Source organism: Streptomyces sp. x-19 (assembly GCF_046549115.1).
Lineage (GTDB): Bacteria > Actinomycetota > Actinomycetes > Streptomycetales > Streptomycetaceae > Streptomyces > Streptomyces albulus_C.
Map to the genome: position 1 here is coordinate 839,032 of NZ_JAJPWK010000003.1, position 26,725 is coordinate 865,756.

General features: G+C 71.2%; 24 protein-coding genes. 8 read left to right on the forward strand and 16 right to left on the reverse strand.

Going from position 1 to position 26,725, the window contains the following annotated elements:
* The first annotated feature begins 110 nt into the window (after nt 1-110).
* A complete protein-coding gene (locus ACLJT4_RS12415; RefSeq protein ID WP_411122319.1) occupies nt 111-2,036 on the forward strand; it encodes a beta-N-acetylglucosaminidase domain-containing protein in 1,926 nt (641 codons plus the stop codon).
* 710 nt (nt 2,037-2,746) lie between these two features.
* Here ACLJT4_RS12415 and alc read toward each other — a convergent pair.
* The 4 genes from alc to ACLJT4_RS12435 form a co-directional block, all read right to left on the reverse strand.
* Nucleotides 2,747-3,877, reverse strand: coding sequence for an allantoicase (alc, locus tag ACLJT4_RS12420; protein ID WP_411122320.1), 1,131 nt, complete (start codon nt 3,875-3,877; stop codon nt 2,747-2,749).
* Entirely contained in the window at nt 3,874-5,214 is a 1,341-nt protein-coding gene (gene allB, locus ACLJT4_RS12425; protein WP_411122321.1) for an allantoinase AllB, read from the reverse strand. The genes alc and allB overlap by 4 nt, the downstream gene beginning before the upstream one ends.
* A 177-nt stretch (nt 5,215-5,391) precedes the next feature.
* On the reverse strand, nt 5,392-6,945 hold the full coding sequence (locus ACLJT4_RS12430) for an NCS1 family nucleobase:cation symporter-1 (RefSeq protein ID WP_411122322.1): 1,554 nt from the start codon (nt 6,943-6,945) through the stop codon (nt 5,392-5,394).
* 42 nt (nt 6,946-6,987) lie between these two features.
* Nucleotides 6,988-7,794, reverse strand: coding sequence for an aspartate/glutamate racemase family protein (locus ACLJT4_RS12435; protein WP_411122323.1), 807 nt, complete (start codon nt 7,792-7,794; stop codon nt 6,988-6,990).
* A 260-nt stretch (nt 7,795-8,054) separates the two neighbouring features.
* On the opposite strand from ACLJT4_RS12435, the gene ACLJT4_RS12440 reads away from it, so the two are divergent.
* A complete protein-coding gene (locus ACLJT4_RS12440; protein ID WP_411122324.1) occupies nt 8,055-8,858 on the forward strand; it encodes an IclR family transcriptional regulator in 804 nt (267 codons plus the stop codon).
* Nucleotides 8,859-8,907: 49 nt separating this feature from the next.
* On the opposite strand, the gene ACLJT4_RS12445 is transcribed toward ACLJT4_RS12440, so the two are convergent.
* The gene (locus ACLJT4_RS12445) at nt 8,908-9,195 is read right to left on the reverse strand and encodes a DUF5955 family protein (protein ID WP_016578996.1); all 288 of its coding nucleotides are present in this window, start codon (nt 9,193-9,195) and stop codon (nt 8,908-8,910) included.
* A gap of 506 nt (nt 9,196-9,701) precedes the next feature.
* Here ACLJT4_RS12445 and ACLJT4_RS12450 point away from each other — a divergent pair.
* The 3 genes from ACLJT4_RS12450 to aceB all read left to right on the forward strand — a co-directional run bounded on the left by ACLJT4_RS12450 (nt 9,702) and on the right by aceB (nt 12,657).
* Nucleotides 9,702-9,932, forward strand: a complete 231-nt coding sequence (locus ACLJT4_RS12450) for a hypothetical protein (RefSeq protein ID WP_411122325.1) — start codon at nt 9,702-9,704, stop codon at nt 9,930-9,932.
* A 136-nt stretch (nt 9,933-10,068) separates the two neighbouring features.
* Complete coding sequence (locus ACLJT4_RS12455) at nt 10,069-10,647, forward strand: NTP transferase domain-containing protein (protein WP_411122374.1); 579 nt, start codon at nt 10,069-10,071, stop codon at nt 10,645-10,647.
* A 369-nt stretch (nt 10,648-11,016) separates the two neighbouring features.
* Nucleotides 11,017-12,657, forward strand: coding sequence for a malate synthase A (gene aceB / locus ACLJT4_RS12460; protein WP_411122326.1), 1,641 nt, complete (start codon nt 11,017-11,019; stop codon nt 12,655-12,657).
* 186 nt (nt 12,658-12,843) lie between these two features.
* Here aceB and ACLJT4_RS12465 read toward each other — a convergent pair whose 3' ends face one another.
* The 3 genes from ACLJT4_RS12465 to ACLJT4_RS12475 all read right to left on the reverse strand — a co-directional run bounded on the left by ACLJT4_RS12465 (nt 12,844) and on the right by ACLJT4_RS12475 (nt 16,889).
* Nucleotides 12,844-13,725, reverse strand: coding sequence for a GNAT family N-acetyltransferase (locus tag ACLJT4_RS12465; RefSeq protein ID WP_411122327.1), 882 nt, complete (start codon nt 13,723-13,725; stop codon nt 12,844-12,846).
* Nucleotides 13,726-13,953: 228 nt separating this feature from the next.
* The gene (locus ACLJT4_RS12470) at nt 13,954-15,516 is read right to left on the reverse strand and encodes a YfcC family protein (protein WP_411122328.1); all 1,563 of its coding nucleotides are present in this window, start codon (nt 15,514-15,516) and stop codon (nt 13,954-13,956) included.
* Nucleotides 15,513-16,889, reverse strand: coding sequence for a M20/M25/M40 family metallo-hydrolase (locus tag ACLJT4_RS12475; RefSeq protein ID WP_411122329.1), 1,377 nt, complete (start codon nt 16,887-16,889; stop codon nt 15,513-15,515). Before ACLJT4_RS12475 ends, ACLJT4_RS12470 begins: the two co-directional genes overlap by 4 nt.
* Nucleotides 16,890-17,091: 202 nt before the next feature.
* Between ACLJT4_RS12475 and ACLJT4_RS12480 the strand changes: the two genes are divergently transcribed.
* Together ACLJT4_RS12480 and ACLJT4_RS12485 are read left to right on the forward strand one after the other, a co-directional pair.
* Nucleotides 17,092-17,670, forward strand: coding sequence for a TetR/AcrR family transcriptional regulator (locus ACLJT4_RS12480; RefSeq protein ID WP_411122330.1), 579 nt, complete (start codon nt 17,092-17,094; stop codon nt 17,668-17,670).
* A 149-nt stretch (nt 17,671-17,819) separates the two neighbouring features.
* Complete coding sequence (locus tag ACLJT4_RS12485; RefSeq protein ID WP_411122331.1) at nt 17,820-18,683, forward strand: chitosanase; 864 nt, start codon at nt 17,820-17,822, stop codon at nt 18,681-18,683.
* Between the two features lie 141 nt (nt 18,684-18,824).
* Here the strand turns inward: ACLJT4_RS12485 and ACLJT4_RS12490 are convergent, their stop codons facing one another.
* The 8 genes from ACLJT4_RS12490 to ACLJT4_RS12525 all read right to left on the reverse strand — a co-directional run bounded on the left by ACLJT4_RS12490 (nt 18,825) and on the right by ACLJT4_RS12525 (nt 26,195).
* Nucleotides 18,825-20,288 carry a nucleobase:cation symporter-2 family protein gene (locus ACLJT4_RS12490; RefSeq protein WP_411122332.1) on the reverse strand — a complete coding sequence of 488 codons (1,464 nt, stop codon included), beginning with the start codon at nt 20,286-20,288 and terminating at the stop codon, nt 18,825-18,827.
* A 284-nt stretch (nt 20,289-20,572) separates the two neighbouring features.
* Nucleotides 20,573-21,976, reverse strand: coding sequence for an 8-oxoguanine deaminase (locus tag ACLJT4_RS12495; RefSeq protein WP_044377902.1), 1,404 nt, complete (start codon nt 21,974-21,976; stop codon nt 20,573-20,575).
* A gap of 45 nt (nt 21,977-22,021) precedes the next feature.
* A complete protein-coding gene (locus ACLJT4_RS12500) occupies nt 22,022-23,425 on the reverse strand; it encodes a nucleobase:cation symporter-2 family protein (RefSeq protein WP_411122333.1) in 1,404 nt (467 codons plus the stop codon).
* Between the two features lie 81 nt (nt 23,426-23,506).
* On the reverse strand, nt 23,507-24,430 hold the full coding sequence (pucL, locus tag ACLJT4_RS12505) for a factor-independent urate hydroxylase (RefSeq protein ID WP_411122334.1): 924 nt from the start codon (nt 24,428-24,430) through the stop codon (nt 23,507-23,509).
* 7 nt (nt 24,431-24,437) lie between these two features.
* Entirely contained in the window at nt 24,438-24,854 is a 417-nt protein-coding gene (uraH, locus tag ACLJT4_RS12510; RefSeq protein WP_411122335.1) for a hydroxyisourate hydrolase, read from the reverse strand.
* Entirely contained in the window at nt 24,851-25,363 is a 513-nt protein-coding gene (gene uraD, locus ACLJT4_RS12515; RefSeq protein WP_411122336.1) for a 2-oxo-4-hydroxy-4-carboxy-5-ureidoimidazoline decarboxylase, read from the reverse strand. The genes uraH and uraD overlap by 4 nt, the downstream gene beginning before the upstream one ends.
* 170 nt (nt 25,364-25,533) lie before the next feature.
* Complete coding sequence (locus tag ACLJT4_RS12520) at nt 25,534-25,914, reverse strand: helix-turn-helix domain-containing protein (protein ID WP_411122337.1); 381 nt, start codon at nt 25,912-25,914, stop codon at nt 25,534-25,536.
* Nucleotides 25,911-26,195, reverse strand: coding sequence for a hypothetical protein (locus ACLJT4_RS12525; protein ID WP_037636157.1), 285 nt, complete (start codon nt 26,193-26,195; stop codon nt 25,911-25,913). The genes ACLJT4_RS12520 and ACLJT4_RS12525 overlap by 4 nt, the downstream gene beginning before the upstream one ends.
* A 135-nt stretch (nt 26,196-26,330) precedes the next feature.
* Between ACLJT4_RS12525 and ACLJT4_RS12530 the strand changes: the two genes are divergently transcribed.
* Nucleotides 26,331-26,725: TIM barrel protein (locus ACLJT4_RS12530; protein ID WP_411122338.1), on the forward strand; the 395-nt coding region annotated here is incomplete at its 3' end.

A 26,725-nucleotide genomic window follows, 5' to 3' on the forward strand; every position in this document is an offset into this window, starting at 1 on the left:
GTGAACCCTGCTGCCACACCCTGCCCGACGCGCGCCCGGCAGCGCACCCGCGGCGCGACGCACGCACCAGACTCGTCCGTGAACCTCGCTGCACCGAGGAGGACCGAAGGATGCACCGTACGCGCACCGCGGCCGTCACCGGCCTCGCCGTGACCCTCGCCGTGATCCCCCTGGCGGGCATGGCCGGGCCGTCCGGCGCCGCGCCGGCCCGAGGGGCCGACGGCTCCCGGGCCAGACCCGCCACCGCCACCCTCTCCCCCGCCCCGCAGTCCGTCCACGACCGCTCCGACCACCTCACCGTCACCGGCACCGTGACCCTCGTCGCCGGGCCGAAGACCGACGCCCCGGCGCTGGCGCTGGTGACCACGTCCCTGAAGGCCGCGGGTGCCCAGCGCGTCGTACGAACCGACCGGGTCGCCCCGCAGGCCGGGCGGCTGACCGTCTACGTGGACGGGCCGGGTGCGGCGCGCGCCCTGACGGCGTTGGGGGCCCGCGGCACCGCCGGCCTCCCCGCCGAGGGCTACGCGCTGGCCGTCGGCCGCGGTCGGATCGCCCTGGCCGGCAAGGACGCCACCGGCACCTACTACGCCGCACAGACGCTGGCCCACTTGCTGCCACACCGGGACCGCCCGGGCGCCCGGGTGCCCGGCGCCGTCGTACGGGACTGGCCGGCGACCCCGCTGCGCGGCGTCATCGAGGGCTTCTACGGCACGCCGTGGTCGCACACCGCCCGCCTCGACCAACTCGACTTCGCCGCCCGGCACAAGATGAACATCTACGTCTACTCCCCCAAGGACGACGCCTACCTGCGGGAGAAATGGCGCGACCGCTACCCCGCGCACCAGTTGGACCGGATCAAGGAGCTGGTGGACCGGGCCCGGGCCCGGCACGTGGAGTTCACCTACGCCCTCTCCCCAGGACTGTCCGTCTGCTACAGCTCGGCCGCCGACGTCAAGGCACTGACCGCCAAGTTCGCGACCCTGTGGGACATCGGGGTACGGACCTTCGCGGTGCCGCTGGACGACATCAGCTACACCAAGTGGAACTGCGCCGCGGACAAGGAGAAGTTCGGGACCGGCGGCGCAGCGGCCGGCACCGCGCAGGCCCAACTGCTCAACCAGGTCAACCGCGCGTTCATCGCCCGCCACCCGGGCGCCCGGCCGCTCCAGATGGTGCCGACCGAGTACTACGACCTCAAGGCCACGCCGTACAAGGCAGCGCTCGCCACCAAGCTGGACGCCAACGTGCTGGTGGAGTGGACGGGCGTGGGCGTCATCGCACCCACCATGACCGCCGCACAGGCCCAACAGGCCCGGGAGCTCTTCGGCCACCCGATCCTGCTCTGGGACAACTACCCCGTCAACGACTACGTCAGCAAGCGGCTGATGCTCGGGCCGTACAACGGGCGGGCACCGGGCGTCCCGGGCCGGCTGGCCGGGATCACCGCCAACCCGATGATCCAGCCCTCGGCGTCCAAGCTGGCGCTGGCCACCGTCGCCGACTACGCCTGGAACGACCGGGCCTACGACGCACGGGACTCCTGGAGCACGGCCATCGAGGAACTGGCCGGCGGCGACGCCCGGGCCGCCCGCGCCCTGCGGGCCTTCGCCGACGTCAACTACACCTCGGCGATCAACCCGAAGCAGGCGCCCGAACTGTCCGCCGCCCTCGACCGGTTCCGCAAGAGCGGCGACGCCCGGCGGCTGGACGCGGTGCTGCACGACCTCCAGGACGCCCCGGGCGTGCTGCGCGACCGCCTCCCGGACCGCGGCTTCGCCCGAGAGGCGACGCCATGGCTGGACGCCACCCACGCCTGGGCGGTCGCGGCGCGCGACGCCCTACGTCTCATCGAGGCGGACCGGTCGGGCGACACGGCCAAGGCCCGGCAACTACGCGCCCACATCCCGGAATTGGTGACCAAAGCGAAGTCGTACGTCTACGTGGACCTGAAGGGCAAGCGGATCCCGGTCGTGGTCGGCGACGGAGTACTGGACACCTTCGTCGCGGACGCGTTGGCGGGACGGGGCGGTCGTTAACGGTGCCGCTGCGCGTTGCCGCTGCGCGGGGCTTCTTCCCACGTGGTCGGCCGTCCCGCCGTAGGGGTTTTGCCGTTGCGCCTGCGGCGCGTTGCCGCTGCGCGGGGCTTTGACGTACGTGGTCGGCTGTCCCGCCGTGGGGGTTGCTGTTTGCGCCTGCGGCGCGGGCGTTGTCCGCTGCGCGGGGCTGTTGGGTGCCGGTGACGGGCCGGAGGGGGTGGTGTGCAGGACTGCTGCGCTTTACGTCCTGCACACCACCCCCTCCGGCCCGCCCCCTCCCGTTGAAGGTGGGGGAAAGACGGGTGGGTGGGACTTGAGGTAGATGGTGTGGTGCCGGTCATCCGTCGGTCATGACAGGGCCGTGCCCGTCACGGCTCCGCCGCACCGGCCCGACCCGGCCACGCTGCTCATCCTCGGCCCGCACCACCGCACCGAACCCGCAGCAGCCCACCCACCCAGACCCCCACCCTCCCTCTTTCCCACCCACCCACGGGAGGGGACGGGTCTGCGGGGTTGGGGGTTGCCGGACGTAAAGCGCAGCAGTCCGGCAACCCCCAACCCCGCAGACCCGTCACCGCGCCCTAACAGCCCCGCGCAGCGGACCCGCCCCGCGCAGCGGACCCGCCCCGCGCCGCAGGCGCAAACAACAGCAACCCGCACGGCGGGAAAGCCGACAACGTGGGAAGCCCAACCAAGCGCGCAGCGAACCGTCAGCCGCCGAGTTCCCGGTGGCGGGTGGTGAGTCGGGCCGCGCCGTCGTCGGTGAGCGAGCCGTGCAGCCGGAGTCGGGCGATTCCGCCGTCGGGGAAGATGTCCAACCGGACGTGGGTCACGGCCGGCGCGTCGTCCAGGAGGAAGCGGTGGACGGTGTCGGGCTGGAGCCGGGTGCGGGGCAGTAGTTCGACCCAGTCGCCCTGTTCGCCGTCGCGTCCGGACAGCGCCGCCCAGCCGGCCGCGTTGCCCTTGAGGTAGCCGGTGTCGATCTCCACCGCGCGGATCGCGGACTGCTCGGTGAGGCGGTAGCGGACCCAGTCGTTGCCGGTGCCGCGGCGCCGCCGGGTCTCCCAGCCGTCGTCCATCTTGCGGGACCGGCCCGGCTGGATGGTGTTGGTGGGCGAGGAGTAGAAGCGGTCCGAGGCGTCCTCGACCTGGCCGCCGTTCTCCAGGGCGGCGAGGTCGAAGGTGCCGAGGGTGGCCAGCCAGCGGGGCGCCGGGACGACCTCGCCGTGGACCCGTAGGCGGGCGACGCCGCCGTCGGGGTGCTGGTTGAGCCGCAGGTGGGTGAAGCGCTGCTCGACGTGGACGGCGAAGCCGTTGGCGGCGTGCCCGCCGATGGCGGTGCGGTGGACCAGCGGGGTCCACGTGGTGCCGGCGCCGAGGAGTTCGGCGGGCGACGGCGAGCCTTCCACGCAGGTGCCCTCGACGCTGACGGACTGCGGGTAGTTGCCGCGGAAGTGCGCGGTGTCGACGACGATGCCGCGGATCACGCCGGGGGCGCCGAGCCGGATCAGGGCCCAGTCGTGGTCCTCCTCGGTCGGGAAGGGGTGTTCGCCGTCGGTGCCGCGGCGCCGGCGGGTCTCCCACCCGTCCATGACCTTGCCCTTGTGGCCGAACGCCTCGGGGTCGAAGTGGGCGGCGTCGGGCTTGAGGAGGTTCTCCCGTTCGGCGAAGAACTCGTCGTTGGCGGCGAGCACTCCGGCGCCGAGCCGCCGGTCGGCGAGGTCGGGCAGGTGGGAGAAGGGGAAGCCGGCCGGGCCCGGGGTCCGGTAGTCGGCGTAGGGGTCGCCGCCTCCGTAGGGGCTGGCGTCCCCGGTGTAGCGCGGGAGCTCGCCGGTGGTCATGCGCGCGGCCTTTCGAGGAGCTCGCCGGTGGGCTCGGCGAGGGTGGCGCCGTCGTTGATCTTCCGGCCGCGCAGCCAGGTGGAGCGGACGACGCCGTAGAGGGTCTTTCCGGCGTACGCGGTGATCTTGTTGCGGTGCTGGAGTTCGGCGGGGTCGACGGTGAAGGTCGCGTCGGGTGACAGCACTGCGAAGTCGGCGTCCCGGCCGGGCGCGATGCCGCCCTTGCTGCCGAGGCCGACCAGCTCCGCCGGGGCGGCGGACATCCAACGGACCACGTCCTCCAGGCTATGGCCGCGCTCCCGGGCGGCGGTCCAGATGGCCGGCAGGCCGAGCTGGAGGGAGGAGATGCCGCCCCAGGCCGTTCCGAAGTCGGGGGTCTTCAGGTCGGTGGTGGACGGCGAGTGGTCGGAGACGATGCAGTCGATGGTGCCGTCGGCCAGGCCCTGCCACAGCGCGTCCTGGTTGCCGGCCTCGCGGATCGGCGGGCAGCACTTGAACTCCGTGGCGCCGTCCGGGATCTCCTCGGCGGTCAGGGTCAGGAAGTGCGGGCAGGTCTCGACGGTGATCTTGACGCCGTCGGCGCGGGCGGCGGCGATCGTCGGCAGGGCGTCGCTGGAGGACAGGTGCAGCACGTGCACCCGGGCGTCCAGCTTCCGGGCGAGTTCGATCAGGCCGGCGATGGCGTCGTTCTCGGAGACCCGGGGGCGGGAGGCGAGGAAGTCGGCGTACTTGGGGCCGTGCGGCTCGGGGGCGGCGTCCAGGTGGCCGGGGTCCTCGGCGTGCACGATCAGCAGGCCGTCGAAGGCCGCGATCTCGCCGAGCGCCGCCGCCAGCTGCTCCTGGTCGACCTGCGGGAACTCGTCGACGCCGGAGGGCGACAGGAAGCATTTGAAGCCGAAGACGCCGGCCTCGTGGAGCGGGCGCAGGTCCTTGACGTTGCCGGGGATGGCACCGCCCCAGAAGCCGACGTCGATGTGGGCCTTGCTGCGGGCGACCGCGCGCTTGGTGTCGAGGTTGTCGACGGTGGTGGTCGGCGGGAGGCTGTTGAGCGGCATGTCCACGAGCGTGGTGATGCCGCCGGCGGCGGCCGCGCGGGTGGCCGTCCAGAAGCCCTCCCATTCGGTGCGACCGGGGTCGTTGACGTGCACGTGGGTGTCCACCAGGCCGGGCAGCAGGACGTCGTCGCCGAAGTCCTCCACTCGGGCGCCGGCCGGGGCCTCGGCGTCGTGCGGCAGGACCGCGACGATCTTCCCGTCCTGGACGGTGACGGACGCGGCCCGCGTCCCCTCCGGGGTGACGACGCGCGTGGAACGCAGCACCAGCTCTATTTCGGACACCCAGTACCTCCCATATCGTTGTTTCATGGTCGCGGGCCGGCGCCTGCGGGGCACGACGGACGCGGGCCGTGCCGCCGCCGGCGCGGATTCTCCAGCACCCCGGAATGTCGGAGTGGACCACTGGTATACGGAATTCAACAGTCTGTTGAATGAGTCTTCACTCAGGACCGCGGCCCGTCAAGACCCCGATGCGGCGGCCGGCCCGGCGATCGCACCGGACCGCTCCGGCTCCTCGACCGACGCGACCATCTCGCCCCTGACCTGCGACGCGAGGATGTCCTGCGGAATCGGCCCGGCACCGGCCGCGGCCCGCTCACGCCGCGAGACGAAGGCGTAGAGCAGCCCCGAGATCCCCATGCCGAAGATCCAGGAGAACGGCGCCACGGCGTCGAAGGCCGGTATCAGCGCCAGCGAGGCGGAGACCGCGGCCGCCGGCAGGAAGGCGATCACGGCCTTCGGGTTGTAGCCCCGGCGGTAGAAGTAGACCCCGGCGGCATCGGCCGAAAACAGCGCATCGACGTCGATCCGCCCCCGTCGCACCAGGTAGTAGTCGACGAGCAGGATCGCCACCAGCGGGCCGAGGAAGGCCCCCAGCGCACCCAGGAAGTACTGGATCACCAGCGCCGAGGAGTACAGCTTCCAGGGCATGACCAGCACCGCGAGCACCGCGGTGATCATGCCGCCGCGCTTGAAGTCCAGGTACTTCGGCAGCAGGTTGGCGAAGTCGTAGGCGGGCGAGACGAAGTTGGCCACGACGTTGATGCCGATGGTGGCGACGATGAAGGCCAGCGCGCCGATGACGGTGACCACCGGGTTGTCGATCTTCTGGATCACCTTCACCGGGTCGTAGATCGCCTCACCGAAGACCGCGATGGTGCCGGCGGTGACGAGGACGGCGACCACCGCGAAGGCGGTGAAGTTCACCGGCAGCCCGACGAGGTTGCCCCGCCGGTAGGAGCGGTGGTCGGGGGTGAAGCGGGCGAAGTCGGCGTAGTTGAGGACCAGGGTCAAGAAGGTGGCCACGGTCAGGCTGACCGCGATCAGGCTCTGCCGGACCTGCGCGGTGCCGCTGAGCCCGGTCAGGCTGCGGGTCAGCGAGATGTCGCCGTGCGCCGCGATGACGAGGTACACCGCCAGCGCCAGCACCACCAGCCAGACCACCGGCCCGGTCGCGAAGTCCTGGACCTTGCGGATGAACTCCATGCCGCGGGTCAGCAGCGCGGCCTGCAGCCCCCACATCACCATGAAGGCGATCCACCCCAGGGTGGACAGCCCCAGCACCGAGTTGTGGTTGTACGCGTCCAGACCGGGTGCGATCTGCAACGTCAGCAGCACCACGGCCGTGGAGGCCAGCCAGGTCTGGATGCCGTACCAGGCCACCGCCATCACCGCGCGCAACAGCGCCGGGATGTTGGCGCCGTAGACGCCCCAGCTCGCCCGGGCGAGCACCGGGTAGGGGACGCCGGTGCGGTGCCCGGCGTGTCCCATCCGGTTCATCAGCCAGTAGACGATCGTGATGCCGACCAGCAGGGCGAGGAACACCTCCCAGGCCGGCAGCCCCAGCACGAAGAGGCTGGCGGCGAAGGCGTAGTTGCTGATCGCGTGGGTGTCGGACATCCACAGCGCGAAGATGCTGTACGTGCCCCAGGTGCGCTTCGCCGCCGGTGCGAGGTCTTCGTTGAAGAGCCTCGGGTCCGGCGGTCCCGGACGGTGCTGCGGGGATGTGCTCATGAGTCCTCCCAGGCAGGTCGGGTGGAGCTTAGGCATCAGTCGTCAGATGCCTGACGTTTCACTGGAAAAGTCGGTGTGACGTGCGGAATCGTGCATGCGGGACCGCTCCCCCGCCGCGCTCCGCGCGAGGTGGCGGCTGAGCGGCCAGGAGCCGATGGCCTTGGGGCGGGGCGGGGCGAAGCTGCGCTGCGCACTGGTGGTCAGGCCGAGGCCGACCACCGCCTCCGCGAACTTCACCGCGGCGGCGACGCCGTCCACGACGGGCACCCCGAGTTCCGCGGCGACCCGCTCCTGGAGTCCGGCCATCCCGCCGCACCCCAGGCAGATGACCTCCGCACCGTCGCGGACCACCGCGCGGGCGGTCCGAAGGATCACCTCGACGGTGCGCTCCGGGTCCTCCTCCAACTCCAGCACCCCGAGCCCGGTGCCGCGGACCCCGGCACAGCGCTGGAGCAGCCCGGCGGTCAGCAGCCGGTCCCTGATCTGCGGCACGGCACGGTCGAGGGTGGTGACGATGCCGTAGGAGTGGCCGAGCATCAGCGCCATCTGTGCGGCGCACTCGGTGATGTCCAGGACGGGGACGTCCAGCAGTTCCTGGGCGCCCTCCCGACCGGGTTCGCCGAAGCCGGCCATGACCAGCGCGTCGAACGGGGTGTCCAGGGTGGCGAGCCGGTCCAGGACGGCGGCGGCGCTGAGGTAGCCCTCGAAGTGGCCTTCGATGGACTCCGGCCCCCAGAGGGGTTCGGTGGCGAGGATCTCGGTGCCCGGCGCGGCGACCGCGGTGGCGGTGGCGCGGATCGAAGCGGTCATGGAAGCCGTGGTGTTCGGGTTCATGACGAGAATGCGCATGACGCTCCAACGATTTGGAGGATTCCACAGAATGGACAGTAGGTTTCGCGCAGCAGAACGTAGCTACGGCCACTGGCACCGTCAAGAGATCTGCGGCAAGGAGGTGGCACCTTGGGACATACGGGCGCTGACCGGCGGGAACGACTGTGCGATAGGCGGTGTACCTGCGCGGTGTGACCGGTAGGCTGCTCCGGTCGGGCCCGGCGCCCGCAAGGATGAAGAGCCGAGACCGATCCGACCCGCCCCGAAAGGAACGCGACGTGCCGCCGTCCAGCGCCAGCACCTCCGCCGCCCATGCCAAGCCTGCAGGCGCCAGCGGCGGGGTCCAGTCCCTCGAGCGCGCCTTCGACCTCCTGGAGCGGATGGCCGACGCCGGCGGCGAGGTGGGCCTGAGCGAGCTCTCGGCCAGCAGCGGCCTGCCGCTGCCCACCATCCACCGCCTGATGCGCACGCTGGTCGCCTGCGGCTACGTCCGCCAGCAGCCCAACCGCCGGTACGCCCTCGGCCCGCGCCTGATCCGGCTCGGCGAGAGCGCCTCCCGCCTGCTGGGCACCTGGGCCCGGCCGTTCCTGGCCCGTCTCGTGGAGGAGACCGGCGAGACCGCCAACATGGCCCTCCTCGACGGGGACGAGATCGTCTACGTCGCGCAGGTCCCGTCCCGGCACGCGGTGCGGATGTTCACCGAGGTCGGCCGCCGCGTGCTGCCGCACTCCACCGGCGTCGGCAAGGCCCTGCTGGCCAACCACCCGCCGGAGGAGGTCCGCGCGCTCCTCGGCCGTACGGGCATGCCCGCCGCGACCGAGAAGACCATCACCGACCCGGAGCACTTCCTCGACTCCCTGGCCGACGTGCGTCGCCTCGGCTACGCGGTCGACGACAACGAGCAGGAGATCGGCGTCCGCTGCCTCGCGGTTCCGGTCCCCAACTCCCCCACGTCCGCGGCGATCTCCATCTCCGGGCCGACCGGCCGGGTGACCGAGGCCGCGACGGACAAGATCATCCCGGTGCTCCAGGAAGTGGCGGCCGAACTGTCGGTGGCGCTGGCCAACCAGACGCCGGCGTGAGGTCCGGGTGAGCCGCCCCGCCCGGGTCGCCTCACCCGCCCGGGTCGCCTCACCCGCCCGGCAGCCCGCCGAAACCGTCGATCCGCTCGCGGACTTCGGACAGCGCCGGCGACAGTGCGCTCACCGAGCCCACCGCCCCGGCTATCAACAACAGCGAACGGCGCAGCCGGATCACCTCGGGGGCGCCGTGGCTCACCATCGCGTCCAGTGCGGCCAGTTCGTCGTCGGCGGCCGCACGGTCCGGTAACTCGCCGGGCAGGACGGCCAGTTGGCGGCGGAGCCGGCCCACCGCCACGCGGAGTGCGCGGACCCTCGGATCGTTCCGGTCCCCGGTCATGCGGCCGCCCCCCTGCAGCTGTTCCACAACGACGGCGCCCTCCCCGGCCGTTGCCCGTCCCACGATGCGGGACAGTTAACGCCACGGTGCGCGGCCGACGCCATACGGGCGGCGAAAAAACTCGATCAACGACCCCTCGTCGGGACGGCGGCGCCGTCGCGTCGCGCCGGCCCGCACGCCGAGGGCGCCGCGGCCGGCATCGCCTCCCCCGTGCCACTGGCCGGTTTTCGCCGTTCGCCGGGGGCTCCCCCGACCGGCCGACCGGTTTCCCACACCTCCGGGCGCCCCGCGGCGCCCGCACCGCACGCCCCCGTCGCGCGGGTCGTGCGCGCTACCCCGCCACCACCTGACCATGCGTCAGTACGTGCGTTCCCCCGGGCACCCGTTGGCGTGGGCGTATCCCGTACAAGGGATACGGCGCCGTGCGGTGGAGCATTCTCCCTTCCGGGAAATGTCCGGCATATCACCGAATCGCACATCACTGGACCACTGGATCGGAGAACGCCATGGAGCCCAACCCCGGCCCCAACCCAGGCCCCCATCCCGACTCCCGGCACCTCAGCGTCGTCCAGCTCATCTGCCGGGCGTACGGCCTGGCCGACGCCTCCGAGATCACCGAGGAGCACATACACCGCTACGTCAGTGAGCACCGGGACGTGGACGAGCGGACCGCACGGCTCCGGGACCGGCTACGGCCGTGGATCCCGCGGCAGCGGACGCCGGGGGGCGCGGCCTGAGGGGGAACCGGCACCGCCCGGTTCCGGGGGGCACGGGGCGCCGCGCGCGGCCATGAGGTAAGCAGTTCCCATGGCACATCCAGGGGAAAGCGCAGGCGTCGGGGGGACGACGGGGGCCGGACGGCCCGAGGGGAAGGTGGCCGGGCTGCTGCTCGCCGCGGGCGGCGGGCGGCGGCTGGGGGGACGGCCGAAGGCGCTGCTCGACCACCGGGGACGCCCGTTGGTCGAGCACGCCGCACGGGTCCTGCGGGACGCCGGCTGCGGACCGGTGCACATCGTGCTGGGGGCAGCCGCCGAAACCGTCCGCGCCCGGGCCGAGTTGGCGGGCTACGGCGTCTCGGTCAACCCGGACTGGGCCGAGGGCATGGGCTCGTCGCTCCGGGTGGGACTGGCGGCGCTGGCCGGCTCGGGGGCCGACGCGGCGGTGGTGTCCCTGGTGGACCAGCCCGGCATCGGCGCCGCCGCGGTGTCCCGAGTGGTGGCCGCGTGCACCGGGCGGGACGCACTGGCGGCCGCGGCGTACGGGGGCGAGCGGGGCCATCCGGTGCTGTTCGGCGCCGCGCGATGGGCGGCCATCGCGGCGAGCGCGACGGGCGACCGCGGCGCGCGGGACTACCTGCGGCAGCACGCCGGGGCACTGACGCTCGTCGAGTGCGGCGACGTGGCCGAGGCGTACGACATCGACACGCCGGAAGATCTGCGACGGCTCCAGTGAGCGCGGGCCGTCGCGCGGGCCTCGTGCGACCGTACGAAGGGCCGCACATTCTGCGGCGGGCGGCGCGCTCGGCGACCAGAACCGCGGCCACGACCGCGAGTTGACGGGAAACCGTCGCTCCGGTGCAGGAGTAATGGAGAGTGACCACTGTGGCACCGAGAGCCATTCGATCAAGGTTTCTGTCGACTCAGAGAATCTCGATGTCAACAAACCATTGAAGTTCCGCGATAAGGAAACTAGTCTCCACTGGTCAGAAGCGCCCTGCTACCCGTACGGCGCCCGCGACCGTGTCTCGGAACCCTCGGCACCCCGTGCCGCTCAGGTGCCCCGGCGGCCGCCAGGCACCGCCGCTGAATGGAGTGACAGCTCATGTCCGCACCAGCGCCGTCCCCGCTGGCCATTGTCGAAGTCGACCCCGCACACACCCCGGAACGGCAGGGCGAGGTCCTCACCGACGCTGCGCTCGCCTTCGTTGCCGAGCTGCACCGGCGGTTCACCCCCCGCCGCGATGAGCTGCTCGCCCGCCGCGCCGAGCGTCGTGCCGAGATCGCCCGGACCAGTACGTTGGACTTCCGCCCCGAAACCGCGCAGATCCGCGCGGACGACAGTTGGAAGGTGGCCGCAGCGCCCGCCGCGCTCAACGACCGCCGGGTGGAGATCACCGGTCCCACCGACCGCAAGATGACGATCAACGCACTCAACTCGGGCGCCAAGGTGTGGCTCGCCGACTTCGAAGACGCCTCCGCTCCCACCTGGGAGAACGTCGTCAACGGCCAGCTCAACCTGATCGACGCCTACGAGCGCCGGATCGACTTCACCGATGCCCGCAGCGGCAAGTCCTACGCCCTCAAGCCGGCCGAGGAACTCGCCACCGTGGTGATGCGCCCGCGCGGCTGGCACCTGGAAGAGCGCCACCTGCAGTTCGAGGGCCGCCCGGTCCCCGGCGCCCTGGTCGACTTCGGCCTGTACTTCTTCCACAACGCCCAGCGTCTGCTGGACCTCGGCAAGGGCCCGTACTTCTACCTGCCCAAGACCGAGTCCCACCTGGAAGCCCGCCTCTGGAACGAGATCTTCGTCTTCGCCCAGGACTACGTCGGCATCCCGCAGGGCACCGTCCGCGCCACGGTCCTCATCGAGACGATCACCGCCGCGTACGAGATGGAGGAGATCCTCTACGAGCTGCGCGACCACGCCTCGGGGCTGAACGCCGGCCGCTGGGACTACCTCTTCTCGATCGTCAAGAACTTCCGTGACGGCGGCGCCAAGTTCGTCCTCCCGGACCGCAACGCCGTGACGATGACTGCCCCGTTCATGCGCGCCTACACCGAACTCCTGGTCCGCACCTGCCACAAGCGCGGGGCGCACGCCATCGGCGGCATGGCGGCCTTCATCCCCAACCGCCGGGACCCCGAGGCCAACGAGCGGGCCCTGGCCAAGGTGAAGAACGACAAGGACCGGGAGGCCGGCGACGGCTTCGACGGCTCCTGGGTCGCCCACCCGGACCTGGTGCCGATCGCCCGCGCCTCCTTCGACGCGGTCCTCGGCGAGGCGCCCAACCAGAAGGACCGCCTGCGCGAGGACGTCTCGGTGGCCGCCGCCGACCTCATCGCCATCGACTCGCTGGACGCCAAGCCCACCTACCAGGGCCTGGTCGACGCGGTCCAGGTCGGCACCCGCTACATCGAGGCGTGGCTGCGCGGCCTCGGCGCGGTCGCCATCTTCGGCCTGATGGAGGACGCCGCCACCGCGGAGATCTCCCGCTCCCAGATCTGGCAGTGGGTCGACGCGGGCGTCGTCTTCGCGGAGGAGGGCCACGCCGGCACCAAGGTCACCGCCGACCTGGTCCGCAAGATCGCCGCCGAGGAACTGGCCGCCATCCGCGCCGAGGTGGGCGACGAAGCCTTCACCGGCGGCAAGTGGCAGCAGGCCCACGACCTCCTGCTGAAGGTCTCCCTGGACGCCGACTACGCCGACTTCCTCACCCTGCCGGCGTACGAACTCCTGGTCTGATCCCGTCCGATCCGTTCCGGTCCGGGCCACGCGTCCGGCACGGACCCGAGGGCCCGCGCACCCCACCGCTCCGTGGTGTGCGCGGGCCCTTCGTGCTGTCGGCGGCCGATGCGCGCGCGCACGGCGAAGGCGTCGACGGGCGGATCCGGATGCAGTGCGGGCCGGATCCGGCCCGTCCGTCCGCCGCTAGAGCTCCAGTTGGTGCTGGTGCGTCAGGTGCGTCGGTACGTAGCCGAGGGCGTCGTTGATCCGTCTCATGGGCGCGTTGCCGACGGCGGTGTCGGTCAGGAGGCCGGCGAGGTCCGGATGGTCCGCCAGGGCCTGTCGGATCGACGCGGCCTTCATCCATCGCCCGAGGCCGTGTCCACGGTGCGCCGGCAGCACGCCGGTGCCGTAGTGCTGGCCGTCGCCGGTGCCGCTGCCGGGGACGACGAGTTCGGTGAACCCGGCGACCGAGCCGTCGCGGGTGTCGACGGCGACGACGGTGTACAGGTGGTCACCGCGCGCTTCGACGGCCTGCGCCGCGGCCCGGACCCGGTCCTCGTCCCAGGTCACGGTGGCGTGGTCGGTGTCGCCCATGGGCATGTCGTCCATGGCGTGCCGCGCCGCGACGAACGTCTGGGCGAGGTGGTCGGGGACCGTTCCCCGCCACGAGAACAGCCGGTAGCCGGGATGCGGACGCTCGACGATCCGGTCGAGGGCGCCGGCGTCCACGTCGGCCAGCGGCAGGCGGGTGTACCGCATGGTGAGGACCGTGCGGAAACCGCGCGCCGCCAGGAAGCGGTCGCCGGGCGAACCGGCCTCGGCCCGGGCGATGACGCGGCGTCGGTCGTGGTCCCGGGCGGTGGCGACGGCGGCGTCGAGCAGTCGGGAACCGACGCGCCTGCGTCGCTCCACGGGGTGGACGTGGAGGGCGAGTTCGGCCAGGTGCTCCCGTCCGGGATCGGTGAACAGGCGCAGGAAGGCCGTCCCGACCGGATGGGAGTCCGCGTCGGACGCCAGCCATGCGAGGCGCCGGCCGTGCGGCCCGGGCGCGGGATCGGTCAGTGCGGTGAGGCGAAGCGACAAGGTGTCTCCGTCGTGAGGAGGTGGCGAGGGTCGGTGTGCGGGCCGGGCTGAGGGGCACTCGTGCGCATGTGCTCCACACCTCCTCGTCGACGGGGTCGGTCCGCGAGAGCGCGGACGGTCGGCAGAATCTAACCGGCCCTTCGGTTGCGCGGCAACGGGTTAACGCAGCAGGGCCGCGGGCGCGACCGGCCGCTGCGGCGAGGCGCCGGGCGACCGCGCGCACGCACGCTAGGTGACCACCGCCCCGAGCGCCACGAACGCGCAGATCAGGACGGACAGCAGCGCGAGCAGCGGGGCGACGAAGCGCAGGTAGGTGTCGTAGCCGACCTTGGCGAGCGAGACGCCGCCCATGATGACGGCGGTGGTGGGCACCCAGAGATTCATCCACCCGCTGGCGGCCTGCCAGGCGGTGACGACGACCGGGCGGGTCACGCCGGCGAAGTCGGCGAGCGGCGCCAGGATCGGCATGGCGAGCGTGGCGTGCCCCGAGGTGGAGGGGATCAGGAAGGCCAGCGGCAGGTTGACCAGAAAGACGATGACGCCGAAGAGCGCCGAGGGGGTGCCCGAGACCACGCCCTCGATGGAGTGCAGCACGGTGTCGGTGACCCTGGCGTTGTTCATGATGACGGTGACGCCGCGGGCGAGGACGATGACCAGCGCGGGCGAGAGGAAGTCGGCGGCGCCCTGGACGAAGGTGGCACTGAGCCGCGGCTCCCCCATCCGCGCCAACAGCCCCACCAGCACCGCGCCGAGGAGGAACATCGCCGCCAACTGCGGGAAGGACCAGTCGAGTTCCCAGGCGTAGGGCGTGGCGTCGGCGCGGCCGGTGAGGGCGCTGGACCACGGGATCACCGAGAAGATCATGAACGCGAAGAGCAGCGCGACGGTGACGAGGACCGTCGTGTGCAGCCGGGTCAACGGCGGCGGCTCGGCGGCGTCCGGGCCCGTCTGGGCGTGCTCGCGGTCACCGGCCAGGAAGCCGCACAGCGAGCGGTCGGGGTCGGCGCGGACCCGGCGCGCGTAGCGGATGACGTAGGCGGTGGTGACGGCGGTCAGCACCAGCCACATCGCGACGCGCAGCGCGATGCCGTCGCCGAGCGAGACCTCGGCGGCCGAGGAGGCGACCCCGGTGGCGAACGGGTTGACGGTGGAGCACAGCACCCCGATGCCGGCGCCGAGAATGATCGTGCCGGTGGCCACCAACCGGTCGAAGCCGAGGGCCAGCATCAGCGGGACGATCAGTCCGTAGAAGCCCAGGGTCTCCTCGGCGAACCCCTCGACGGTGCCGAGCAGCGAGAAGACCGCCATCACCCCGGCGATGAGGAGCGCGCCGCGGTCGCGCAGGCGGTGGGCGAGCCGGCCGATCCCGCGGTCCAGGGCGCCGGTGGCGAAGACCACGGTGATGAACGCGCCGATGGCGAGGACGAAGAGGAAGACGCCGGCGCTGCCGTACAGCGCACCGGTGAGGTCCGGTCCCACCAGGCCGGTCTTGGCGTCCTTGATGCCGTAGAGGCCGTTGACCGGCGAGAGGAAGAGGTCCCCGAGCCGCTCGGGGAAGGTCCGGCCGGACGGCGTGCGGTGGTAGGAGCCCTGGACCGGCCGACCGGCGGCGTTGCGGACGTAGGTGCCGGCGGGCAGCACGAAGGCCAGCGCCCAGACGGCGACCGTGACGAGGGCGAGGACGGTGAGGGCGCTGGGGAAGGTGAAGCGGCGCCCCCCGCCGGTCTCCGGGGCGTCGGACGGCGGCGCCGGGGGTGCGGGTGGTGCGTCGTTCCCGGCGCCCGGTGTCATCCGGCGCCTCCGGACCGACGGTACGCGGCGGCGTACTCCGCGAAGAACAGGGCCTCGGCGAGCAGCGCCCCGCGGAGTTCGGAGTAGAGGACCCGCTCGTTGGGGCCGTGCAGTCGGCACAGGTTGTCCTCGGCGCCGAAGAGCAGCACCTCGGCCCGTGGCGCCGCCGCGGCCAGCCCGTTGACCAGCGGGATGGAGCCGCCGGACGCCGCGTGGACGGGTTCGGCGCCCCAGGCGCGGTGGAGCGCGGAACGGGCCGCTCGGTAGGCCGGTCCGTCGGTGGCGGCCTCGTAACCGGGGCCGGTGTCGCCGGGGGTGACGGTGAGGGGGATGCCGAAGGGACGCAGGCGGCGCAGGTGGCGGACGAGGGCGTCCTGGGCCTCCCGGGGGTTCTGCCGGGGGTGCACGCGGAGGTTGAGCTTGGCGCGGGCGTGCGGGACGACGGCGGCGGCACCGTGGTCGACGGAGGGCGCGTCCAGGCCGACGACGGTGAGCGCCGGGCCGCTCCACAGGCGTTCGCCGAGCCCGCCGGACCCGAGGAGCGGCATGCCCCGGGACACCCCGACCAGGTCCCGGAACTCCTCCTCGGTGAGCGCCGGGCCGCCCCACGGTTCGCGCCGCAGCCCCTCGACCGCGACGTCCCCGTGGACGTCGTGCAGGGTGGCCAGCGCCTTGATCAGGACGAGCAGCGCGTCGGGGGCGGCGCCGCCGTACTCGCCGCTGTGGAGGCCGGCGTCGAGCGTGCGGACCTCGACGAGGACGTCGCCGCTGCCGCGGAGCGCGGTGGTGAGGGTGGGGGTGCCGGGGCGGATGTTGCCGGTGTCCGCGATGACCATCGCGTCGCAGGCGAACGCGGCCGGGTCGGTGGGCGGATAGGCGTCGAAGGCGCTGCCGTACTCCTCCTGCCCCTCGAAGACGATCTTGATGCCGACGGGTGGCCGCCCGCCGAAGGCCCGCAGGGCGCCGATGTGGACCATCAGGTTGGCCTTGCAGTCGGCGACCCCCCGGGCGCGGAGGCCGCCCTCGATCTCCGTGGGCTCGAACGGCGGTGATTCCCAGGGGCGTTCGTCGCCGGGCGGCTGGACGTCGTAGTGCGCGTAGAGCAGGACGGTCGGGGCGTCCGGGGTGGGCGGGGGGACGGTGGCGGTGACGACCGGGGCGGTGTCGGGCAGGTTCAGTTCGCCGATGTCGCGCACCCCGGCGGCCCGCAGCAGTTCGACGACGACGTCCCGGGCCCGCAGGACGGGTTCGGGCGAGAACCCGGGGAAGGCGATGGAGGGGATGGCGGCCAACCGCTTGAGGTCGGCGCAGACGTCGTCCATCAGGGCGTCGACGGTGGACTCCAGCGCGGACGCGTTGACTTCGTGGGGCACCGCAGGCCCCCTCTCTGTGGCACCCGGCTGCACGGGCACGCACGTTGAATAACTGTCAGTTTCCGTATCGAAATGCAGCATATCGGGCGTCTCGTGGACGTCCGCGCCGCGACGTGGGCACCGCTCCGGCTCGCCCGTCCACCAGGGGATTCGCTCTACTATGGGCGTAGTAACAGAGCGGTAAGGGCGGGTGGGTGGAACGGTGGCGCGGCGACGGGAGCAGGTGCTGGACGCGGCGGTCGAGGTCCTGGGCACCGAAGGGGCGCGACGACTGACGCACACGGCAGTGGACCGGGCCGCCCGCGTACCGGCCGGCACCACCTCCAACTACTTCCGCACCCGCACCGCCCTCGTCGAGGGCATCGCCGAGCACCTGCTGACCCTGGAACGGCAGCACTGGGCGACGCTCGCCGGGGAGCCCGCACCGACCGGCCCCGGCGAAGTGGCCGCGGCGCTTGCGGCGTTCGCGCGGCACGCCGCGGGCCCGGGCCGTTCCCGCACGGCCGCGCGACTCGCCCTGGCCCTGGAGTCCGCCGCGCGCCCGGGGTTGCGGACCCGGCTCGGACGGGGGCGCCAGGCGCTGCTGGAGCGCAGCACGGAGTGGGTGCGCCGCCTGGGGTCCGCGACGCCGGAGCGGCACGGCCGGATCCTGGTCGACCACCTGGACGGGGTGGTGCTGCGCCAACTCGCCCTTCCGGAGGGGCCGTTCGACCCGCTGGAGGAGATGTGCGCCCTGGTGGGCGGGCTCCTGGGTGCGCCGACAGGGCACCCCGCGCGCTGACCACCCCGGATCGACCGCCGCCGACCAACTCCCGCCGTACCGCGTCACGTTGGGGCGCAGGACGGCTGTACGGCACCTCCGGAGTCTGGTAGGAAAGCTTCCTAACGATTGGGGAACCCCCCACGGCCCACTCCGGACAGGAGGACTCCATGCGCTCCCGATCGATAGCCAGGACCGCCACCCGCGTCACGCTCGGCCTGGCCCTGCTCGCCGTCCCCGCGACCGCGGTCGCCGCCACGACGACCGCACCGACCCACCGGGCGGCGCCCCCGGCGCACGCCGCCGCGCACGCCGCGCGGGCCGCCGTCGGACTCGACGACCCGGCGAAGAAGGAGATCGCCATGCAGCTGGTGTCCAGCGCGGAGAACTCCTCGCTGGACTGGAAGGCCCAGTACCAGTACATCGAGGACATCGGCGACGGCCGCGGCTACACCGGCGGCATCATCGGCTTCACCTCCGGCACGCACGACATGCTGGAACTGGTCGAGCTCTACACCAAGCGCAAGCCGGACAACGTCCTGGCCGCGTACCTGCCGGCGCTGCGCAAGGTCGACGGCAGCGACTCCCACGCGGGCCTGGACCCGAACTACCCCAAGGACTGGCGCAAGGCCGCCAAGGACCCCGACTTCCGCAAGGCGCAGGACGACGAGCGGGACCGGGTGTACTTCAACCCCGCGGTCAAGCAGGGCAAGGCCGACGGGATCGGCGTCCTGGGGCAGTTCGCGTACTACGACGCGATCGTGATGCACGGGGACGGCGACGACAAGACCAGCTTCTCCGGCATCCGCAAGCGGGCGCTGACGAAGGCCAAGCCGCCGGCCCAGGGCGGCGACGAGAAGACCTACCTCAACGCCTTCCTCGACGCCCGGGTCTGGGCGATGAAGCAGGAGGAGGCGCACAGCGACACCAGCCGGGTGGACACCGAACAGCGGGTCTTCCTGAAGCAGGGGAACCTCGACCTGCACACCCCGCTCGCCTGGAAGGTCTACGGGGACGACTACCACATCGGCTGAGTCCCGCGCACACCCCAACGGCCCGTAAGGAGACGGCAGTTGCCGATTCCGTACGGGCCGTTGGCGGTGGGGCAGGCCCTCAGCGGGCCTCAACTCGGTACTCGGTGGTGCTCAGCGGTGCTCAGCGCGGCCGAGCGGACCTCAGTGGGCGGGCGAGGCGGCGGTCTCACCGTCGTCCATGCGGCCGCGGTCGGGCTGCTGCGGGATGTCCGGGACGTCCTCCAGGGCGTGCGGGTCGGGGGCCGGATCGGCCGCGTCGGCGTCGCCGTTCCTCCGACCGAAGTGGTTGAAGACGACGTTGAGGACGATGGCGACCAGGCAACCGGTGCTGATCCCGGAGTCCAGGACGACCAGCATGTCCTTGGGGAAGTTGTGGTAGAACTCCGGCGCCGCGATCGGGATCAGCCCGATGCCGAGGGCGGCGGCGACGATCAGCGAGTTCTCCCCCTTCTCCATGGCGGCGGTGGCCAGCGTCTGCACGCCGCTGGCGGCGACCGAGCCGAACAGGACGATACCGGCACCGCCCAGGACGGGCAGCGGGACCAGGGAGATGATCGAGGCCGCGACCGGGCACAGGCCGAGCACGATCAGGATCCCGCCACTGGTGGCCACCACGAAGCGGCTGCGGACCTTGGTCATCGCGACCAGACCGATGTTCTGCGCGAAGGCGCTGTTGGCGAAGCCGTTGAACAGCGGGCTGATGGCGCTGCCGAGGGTGTCGGCGCGCAGGCCGCCCTCGATGGTGCGTTCGTCCGCCGGGCGGTTCACGATCTTGCCGAGGGCGAGCATGTCCGCCGTGGACTCGGTCATGCAGACCAGCATCACGATGCACATCGAGACGATCGCGGCGACGTCGAACTGCGGCGCGCCGAAGTGGAACGGCGTCGGGAAACCGATGACGTTCGCCTTGGTGATCACCGAGAAGTCCGTGATCCCGACGGGTATCGCGATCAGCGTGCCGGCGATCAGACCGAGCAGGATGGCGATCTGCTGGAGGAAGCCGCGCAGCACCCGGCGCAGCACCAGCACGATCAGGAAGGTGACCGCGGCCATCCCGATGTTCTTCAACGATCCGTAGTTCGCGGCTTGTGCGTTGCCGCCCTGGGACCAGTTGAAGGCGACCGGGAGCAGCGAGACGCCGATCAGGGTGATCACGGTGCCGGTGACCACCGGCGGGAAGAACCGGACGAGTTTGGAGAAGTAGGGGGCCAGGAGGAAGCCCAGCACTCCGGCGACGATGACCGCGCCGAAGATGACCGGCAGGGCGTCGTGCGGACTGTGTTCCTTGGCGATGGCGACGATGGGGGTGACACCGGCGAAGGAGACGCCGTTGACGAAGGGGAGCTTGGCTCCGACCTTCCAGAACCCCAGGGTCTGGAGCAGGGTGGCGAGACCGGCGGTGAAGAGGCTGGCCCCCACCAGGAACGCTGTCTCGGTGGGACTGAGCCCGCAGGCGGGTCCCACGATCATCGGCGGGGCGACCACGCCCGCGTACATAGCGGCCACGTGCTGTAGTCCGCTGGTGAACATTTTGAAGGGCGGGAGGACTTCGTCGACCGGATGCTTCCGGTCCTCCTCTGACTTCTGCCCGGTAGGTGCGGCCACTGCGGGCCTCCTGTCGATTTCTGCTCCGCCGGAAGCCGACGGAACGAGCCTGTCACGGAGGGCGTGCCATGTGGTGCTGGTGTGCCAGAAGTCGCGCTGGTGAGCGTGCAGATGGCCGCGCTTGTGGCGCATGGGCGGCAGGTGTGTGGGTGCGACCGGCCCCGGGGGTGCGGATCTCTCCGCACCCCCGGGTGACGGCGCTTGCGGGCCCCGCTCGGGTCCGCAAGCTCAGCCGGGAGCCGTCCCTCCCGGCCGAGTCTCGGGGTGCATCGCGCCCGGGAGGATCAGCCCTCGGAGGCGATGCGCGCCAGACGCTGGGCCTCGGCCCGCGTGGAGCGGGCGATGGCGTCCTCGTCGATGTTCGTGAGGTGGTTGTCCTCGACCACCGGCTTGCCGTCGACGAGCGACAGCGTGACCGGGGCGGCCGGCCCGAAGACCAGCGCGGTGACCGGGTCGGCGATCGAGGAGTGGCCCAGGCCGTCCAGCTTCCACAGGACCAGGTCGGCGAGCTTGCCCGGCTCCAGGGAGCCGATCTCGCTGGTCCGACCGAGGACCTGGGCGCCACCGTAGGTGCCGAGCCGCAGCGCCTTGCGGGCGTTGAGGGCGGCCTCGCGGTGGGCGCCGAGTCGGTTGATGAGCAGCGCGTTGCGCAGCTCGGTGTGGAGTTCGCCGGACTCGTTGGAGGCGGTGCCGTCCACGCCGAGGCCGACCGGGACGCCGGCCGCGAGCATGTCCGGTACGCGGGCGATGCCGGCGGCCAGACGGGCGTTGGAGGACGGGCAGTGCGCCACGCCGGTCTTCGTGCGGGCGAAGGCGGCGATGTCGGAGTCGTTCATGTGGACGCAGTGCGCCATCCACACGTCCTCGCCGAGCCAGCCGGTGGACTCGAAGTAGTCGGTCGGGCCCATCCCGAACAGCTCGTGGCAGAACTTCTCCTCCTCCACGGTCTCCGAGCCGTGGGTGTGCATGCGCACGCCCTTGCGGCGGGCGAGCGCGGCGCCCTCCCGGAGGAGTTCGGTGGAGATGGAGAACGGCGAACAGGGGGCCGCGGCGATGTGCACCATCGAGCCGAAGGAGGCGTCGTGGTGCTTGTCGATGGCCTCCTCGGTGCCGATGAGGGCGCCCTCGGTGGTCTCGACGGCGAAGTCCGGGGGCAGGCCGCCGTCCTTCTCGCTGCGGTCCATCGAACCGCGGGCCAGGGTGATCCGGGCGCCGATGTCGGCGACCGCGGCCAGCTCGGCGCCCACGAGGTCCCCGGAACCCTGGGGGAAGACGTAGTGGTGGTCGGAGGCGGTGGTGACGCCGCCCTTGACCATCATGCCGAGCGAGCCGTGGGTGGCCGCGGTCAGCATCGCCGCGTCGATCCGGGCCCACGTCGGGTACAGCGCCACCAGCCAGTTGAAGAGGTTGTGGTCGGTGGCCAGACCGCGGGTGATCCACTGGTAGAAGTGGTGATGCGTGTTGATCAGTCCGGGAGTGACCAGGTGACCGGTGCCGTCGATGCGACGGACCACGTTCTCCAGGTTCTCCGGAGCCTTGCCCGCACCCAGTGCCTCGATGACGTTGTCGGCGACGACGACGTATCCACTGGCGTACTCGGTGTCCTGGGCGTCAACGGTCGCGATGGCGCAGTTCTCGATGACGATGCGCTGCTTCACCGCGCTGTCAGGGGCTGCCGATGCTGCCATGGTGCTTTCCTCGTGCTTTCGTGGCGGTTTGGGCACGGCATGGCCCTACGGGATTTGAGTGCCGGAGCCGGGCGAGACGGCTGACAGTACCGCCGCCCGTGAGCTGCTCCGGGTGCCGAGATGGTGGAAGAAGAGGTTGAGCGTGACCGCAACCAGGGCACCGGCGCTGATCCCGGAGCCGAGCACGGTCTGCGCCCAAGCGGGGAACCCGGAGTAGAAGGTCGGCGCGGCGAGCGGGATGATCCCCGCGCCGAGCGACACGGCCACCAGGATGATGTTGGAGCTGTCATCGAGTCCCGCTTCGGAGAGCGTGCGGATGCCACTGACCGCGATCGATCCGAACAGGACGATACCCGCGCCACCGAGGACCGGCATCGGTACGAGCGAGACCATGGCGCCCAGGACGGGGAAGGCACCGAGGACCAGCAGCACCGCGCCGGCCAGCGCGACGACGTAGCGGGAACGGACCCGGGTCAGCGAGACCACACCGACGTTCTGCGCGAAGGCGCTGGTCGGCAGGCCACCGAAGAGGGGACCGAGGAGGGTGGCGATGCCATCGGTGCGCAGACCGCGCGTGATGGTGGCGCCGGTGGTCTTGCGTTCGCAGATCTCGCCGAGGGCGAGCATCCCGGCCGACGACTCCGTCATCAGCACCAGCATCACGATGCACAACGAGAGGATCGCGGCGGGCTGGAACTCGGGCGGGCCGAAGGAGAACGGCGTGGGCAGGGCGGCGATCGGGGCCGAGCGCAGGCCCTCGAAGCTCGCCATCCCGAACGGGATCGCGGCGAGCGTGCCGACGACCAGGCCGATCAGCAGCGCGATCTGCTTGACGAAGCCCTTGGTGAAGCGCTGGATGAGCAGCACCACCAGGAGCGTGAAGCCGGCCAGCGCGAGGTTCTTCATGGAGCCGAAGTCGGCGGCCTGCTTGTCGCCGCCCTGTGCCCACCCGACCGGTACGGGCATCAGGGTGACCCCGATGAGGGTGATCACGACGCCGGTGACCAACGGCGGGAAGAACCGTAGGAGCTTGCCGAAGAACGGTCCGATCGCCAGACAGAAGACGCCGGCACACATGACCGCCCCGTAGATGGCGGGGAGTTGGTGTCCCTTGGCGGTCGTCTCGGCGATGGCGAGCATCGGCGTGATGCCGGCGGAGCTGGCGGCGTTGACGAACGGGAGGCGGTTGCCGACGAAATTGCGGATGCCGAGCGTCTGCAGCAGCGTTGCGAGACCGGCGATGAGCAGGCTGGCGGCGATGAGCCGGGTCCGGCCCGCGGTGTCCAGGCCGACGGCCTGGCCGATGATGAGCGGAGGGGTGACGACGCCGGCGTACATCGCTGCGATGTGTTGGAGCGCGGCGGGAACGAGCCGCTTGACGGCCGGCTTCTCATCCACCGGGTGAACCGGTGGGGCAGGGTGGTGCGGGGCTTGCTCTTGCTGTGCCATGGGTCGATCCCCTCGGAAATCGCGTCCCCTCCCCGCTGCGGGGTGGGGAGGGGACGCGAGGCACGGCGTTGCGTCGAGCCGCTAGAGGTTCGTCAGATCCATCGGGATCCGGGCTTCGACGCCGTCGCGCAGAACAGTGGCTTCGATCAGGCCGTACGGGCGGTCCGCCGCGTAGTAGACCTCGTTGTCGTTCTTGAGCCCGAAGGGCTCCAGGTCCACGAGGAAGTGGTGCTTGTTCGGGAGCGAGAAGCGGATCTCGTCCACCTCGGACCTGTTGTTGATGATGCGCGAACCCATTTGGTACAGGGTCTGCTGCAGCGACAGGCTGTAGGTCTCGGCGAAGGCCTGCAGCATGTGCTTCTTGACCTGCTCGTACGAACGCTCCCAGTTGGGCATCCGCTGCTCGTCGGAGGTCCAGTTGAAGCGCCACTGGCTGGCCACCTGGGTGGCCAGGATGCGGTCGTACGCTTCCTTCAGGGTCGTGTACTTGTCCTTGATGTACCCCCAGAACTCCGAGTTGGTGGAGTTCATCACGACGAGGTCCTTCAGGCCGGAGATGACCTGCCAGTTCTCACCGTCGTAGGTGATCTCGGTCAGGCGGGTCTCCTGCCCCTTACGGACGAAGGAGTGCTTGACCTCCTCGGCCCCGATGAAACGGGAGTTGCCGTCCGCGGTCTCGATACGCTCCCAGGCGTATTCCTCGATCCGGATGCGGGCCCGCTTGATCGGCTCCTGGCTGGTCACGAAGTGCCGGGCCAGGTGGATGCCGAACTGCTCGGCCGACTCGATCCCGTACTCCTTGGCGAAGGCGTACACGGTGTTCTTGGTCGTGTCGGTGGGCAGGCAGTTGGCGTTCGAGCCGGAGAGGTGGACCTCTTCCAGGTCGCCGGAGAGTGCGACCGAGACGTTGAGGTCCTTGATGTGGTGCGTGGCGCCGTCACGGGTGATCTTGACGACGCGGTTTTCCGCCTTGCCGTACTGGTTCTGGCCGAGAATCGTGGGCATGTCGGTGCTAGCTCCCTCGGTATACGGAGTAGCCGAACGGGTTGAGCAGCAGCGGTACGTGGTAGTGCTCGCCCGGCTTGACGGCAAAGGTGATTGCCACCTCCGGGAAGAAAGCTCCGCTGTCCCGTAGCGCGGGGGCGTCCTGCTGTTCCTCGGCTTGCTGGTTGGAAACGCTGTGCTGGTCGGAAACGAAGTACGCCTCGGTCGCGAAGTCGATGCGTACGTGGGTGGTGCCCTCCGGCAGTGCCGGGAGGTCCTTGCAGCGCCCGTCGGCGTCGGTCTTGCCGGCGCCGTGGGCAGTCCATGCACCGCCGCTGTCGGAGCGCACCGAGAGCGTGAGGGCGACGCCCTCCGCGGGGCGGCCCACGCTGGTGTCCAGGATGTGCGTGGACACCGACGTCGGTGCAGCCGTCTCGCTGCTCATGATGGATCTCCTTCTGCGATGCGGGTCAGGCGGATGCGATTGATCTTGCCGAGCTCAACACGGACGATCTCGCGTTCCTGTTCCGGCGTGTTGTCGATCCGGTTACGGACCGCATCGCGCATCTGCTCACCGGTGCGACCGGAGGCACAGATCAGGAAGACGTGCCCGAACTTCTCCTGGTAGGCCAGGTTCAGTTCGAGCATCTCCGACTTGAGGTCGTCGGAGGCGCCGGCCATCCCGCTCTGCTCGCGGTTCGAGGTGGGGTCGCCCGGCTTGGGCCGGCCGATGGGCGGGTGCCCGGCCATCGCCTCGGCCAGGTCGTCCGCGGACAGCTCCGTCGTGGCGGCGTCACTGGCGGTGAACAGGGCGTCGGTGGTGGCGTAGGGGCGCTGGGCAAGGATCTTGCTCCCCCAAGCCCGGCTGGCACACACCTCGTGCAGGGCGGCCTGAGCCTCGCTGGCGTCGGCGGTGTTGAACCGGATAAGCCCTTGGGGCGTACTCGAAGACACGGGAAGCCTCCGTGGCCTGGTGCTGGACAGCTCTGGTTGGCTGGAAACAGCTAAGACCTCCGGCAACATCACGTCAACACTTTGTTGAAAAGTCGGCAACACAAAAGCCGCCGCCCGGGGTTTCCGGACGGCGGCTCGGGCCGTTGACGGGGAGTTGCGCCCCATTCGCCTCAGTCGGCGTCCTTCGCGGCGCTTTCCCTGTTCAGGTAGTTGTAAACGGTGAAGCGGCTGACGCCGAGAGCCCCGGCGACCGTCTCCACCCCATGTCGGACGGAGAAGGCGCCGCGGCTCTCCAATATCCGCACCACCGACTGCTTGGTCTTGCGGTCCAGCTCGGCGAGCGGCACGCCGTGCCGGCGCTGGAGCTCGGCGAGGATGTGATCGAGCGACTCCGACAGGTGCGGGAGCCGGACGGCCACCCGGTCCTGGTCTTCCCAGGCCAGGACGACGTCGTCGCCCTGCGCCTGGTCAGGCGGGACCATCTGGCCGCCCATGGCGTCCACCAGCGGTTTGACCGCCCGGACGAAGGGGTGGTCGGCAGGCTCGGTCACGTCGCGTCCCCCTCGCCGTCCGCGGCGCCGCCCCGGCGGCCGTCCGCGACCACGTTGACCTGAAGCGAGACCCGGGTGGCCCCGGCCGCCAGGGACCGCCGCAGCAGGGCGTCGACCGCGTTCAGCACCCGGTCGGCGTCCCCCTCGGCGGTGTTTCCGAAGGGCCCCACGTCGACCGCGTCCAGCTCGGCCCCGGTGACGATCTCCCGCGCCACCACGGCATGGGCTGGCGCCTCGTCCAGGTCGAACGGCTCCGTCGTGAACTCCACTCTCAATCGCACCCGCTCAACCTACGCGGGCTGCGCGCCGCCGACCAGAAATTGCCCACGGCCCCTCTTGACAGTTTCCCCGCCCGCCCGGCAGTGTTCCATTACGCAGAAAGTAAGTTCCGCTATCCGGAAGGAGCGCCGGGACCTATGGGTTTCACGGACACGCGCTTCAACGTCAATCTGTCGATCCTGTTCACCGAGCTTTCGTTGTTGGAGCGGCCTGCGGCCGCGCGGGCGGCGGGCTTCACGGCGGTGGAGCTGTGGTGGCCGTGGGTGGATGCCCCGACCCCGGAGCGGGCCGAGCTGGATGCGTTGCGTGATGCGTTGCGTGATGCGGGGACGCAGTTGACGGGGTTGAACTTCTACGCCGGGCAGTTGCCGGGTCCGGACCGTGGCGCGTTGTCGGTGCCGGGGACGGAGTCGGAGAGGTTCCGGGCGAACGTGCCGGTGGCGATCGAGTTCGCGTCGTCGCTGGGGTGCACGACGTTCAACGCGCTGTACGGCAATCGGGTCGAGGGGGTCGGTGCGGCCGAGCAGGACGC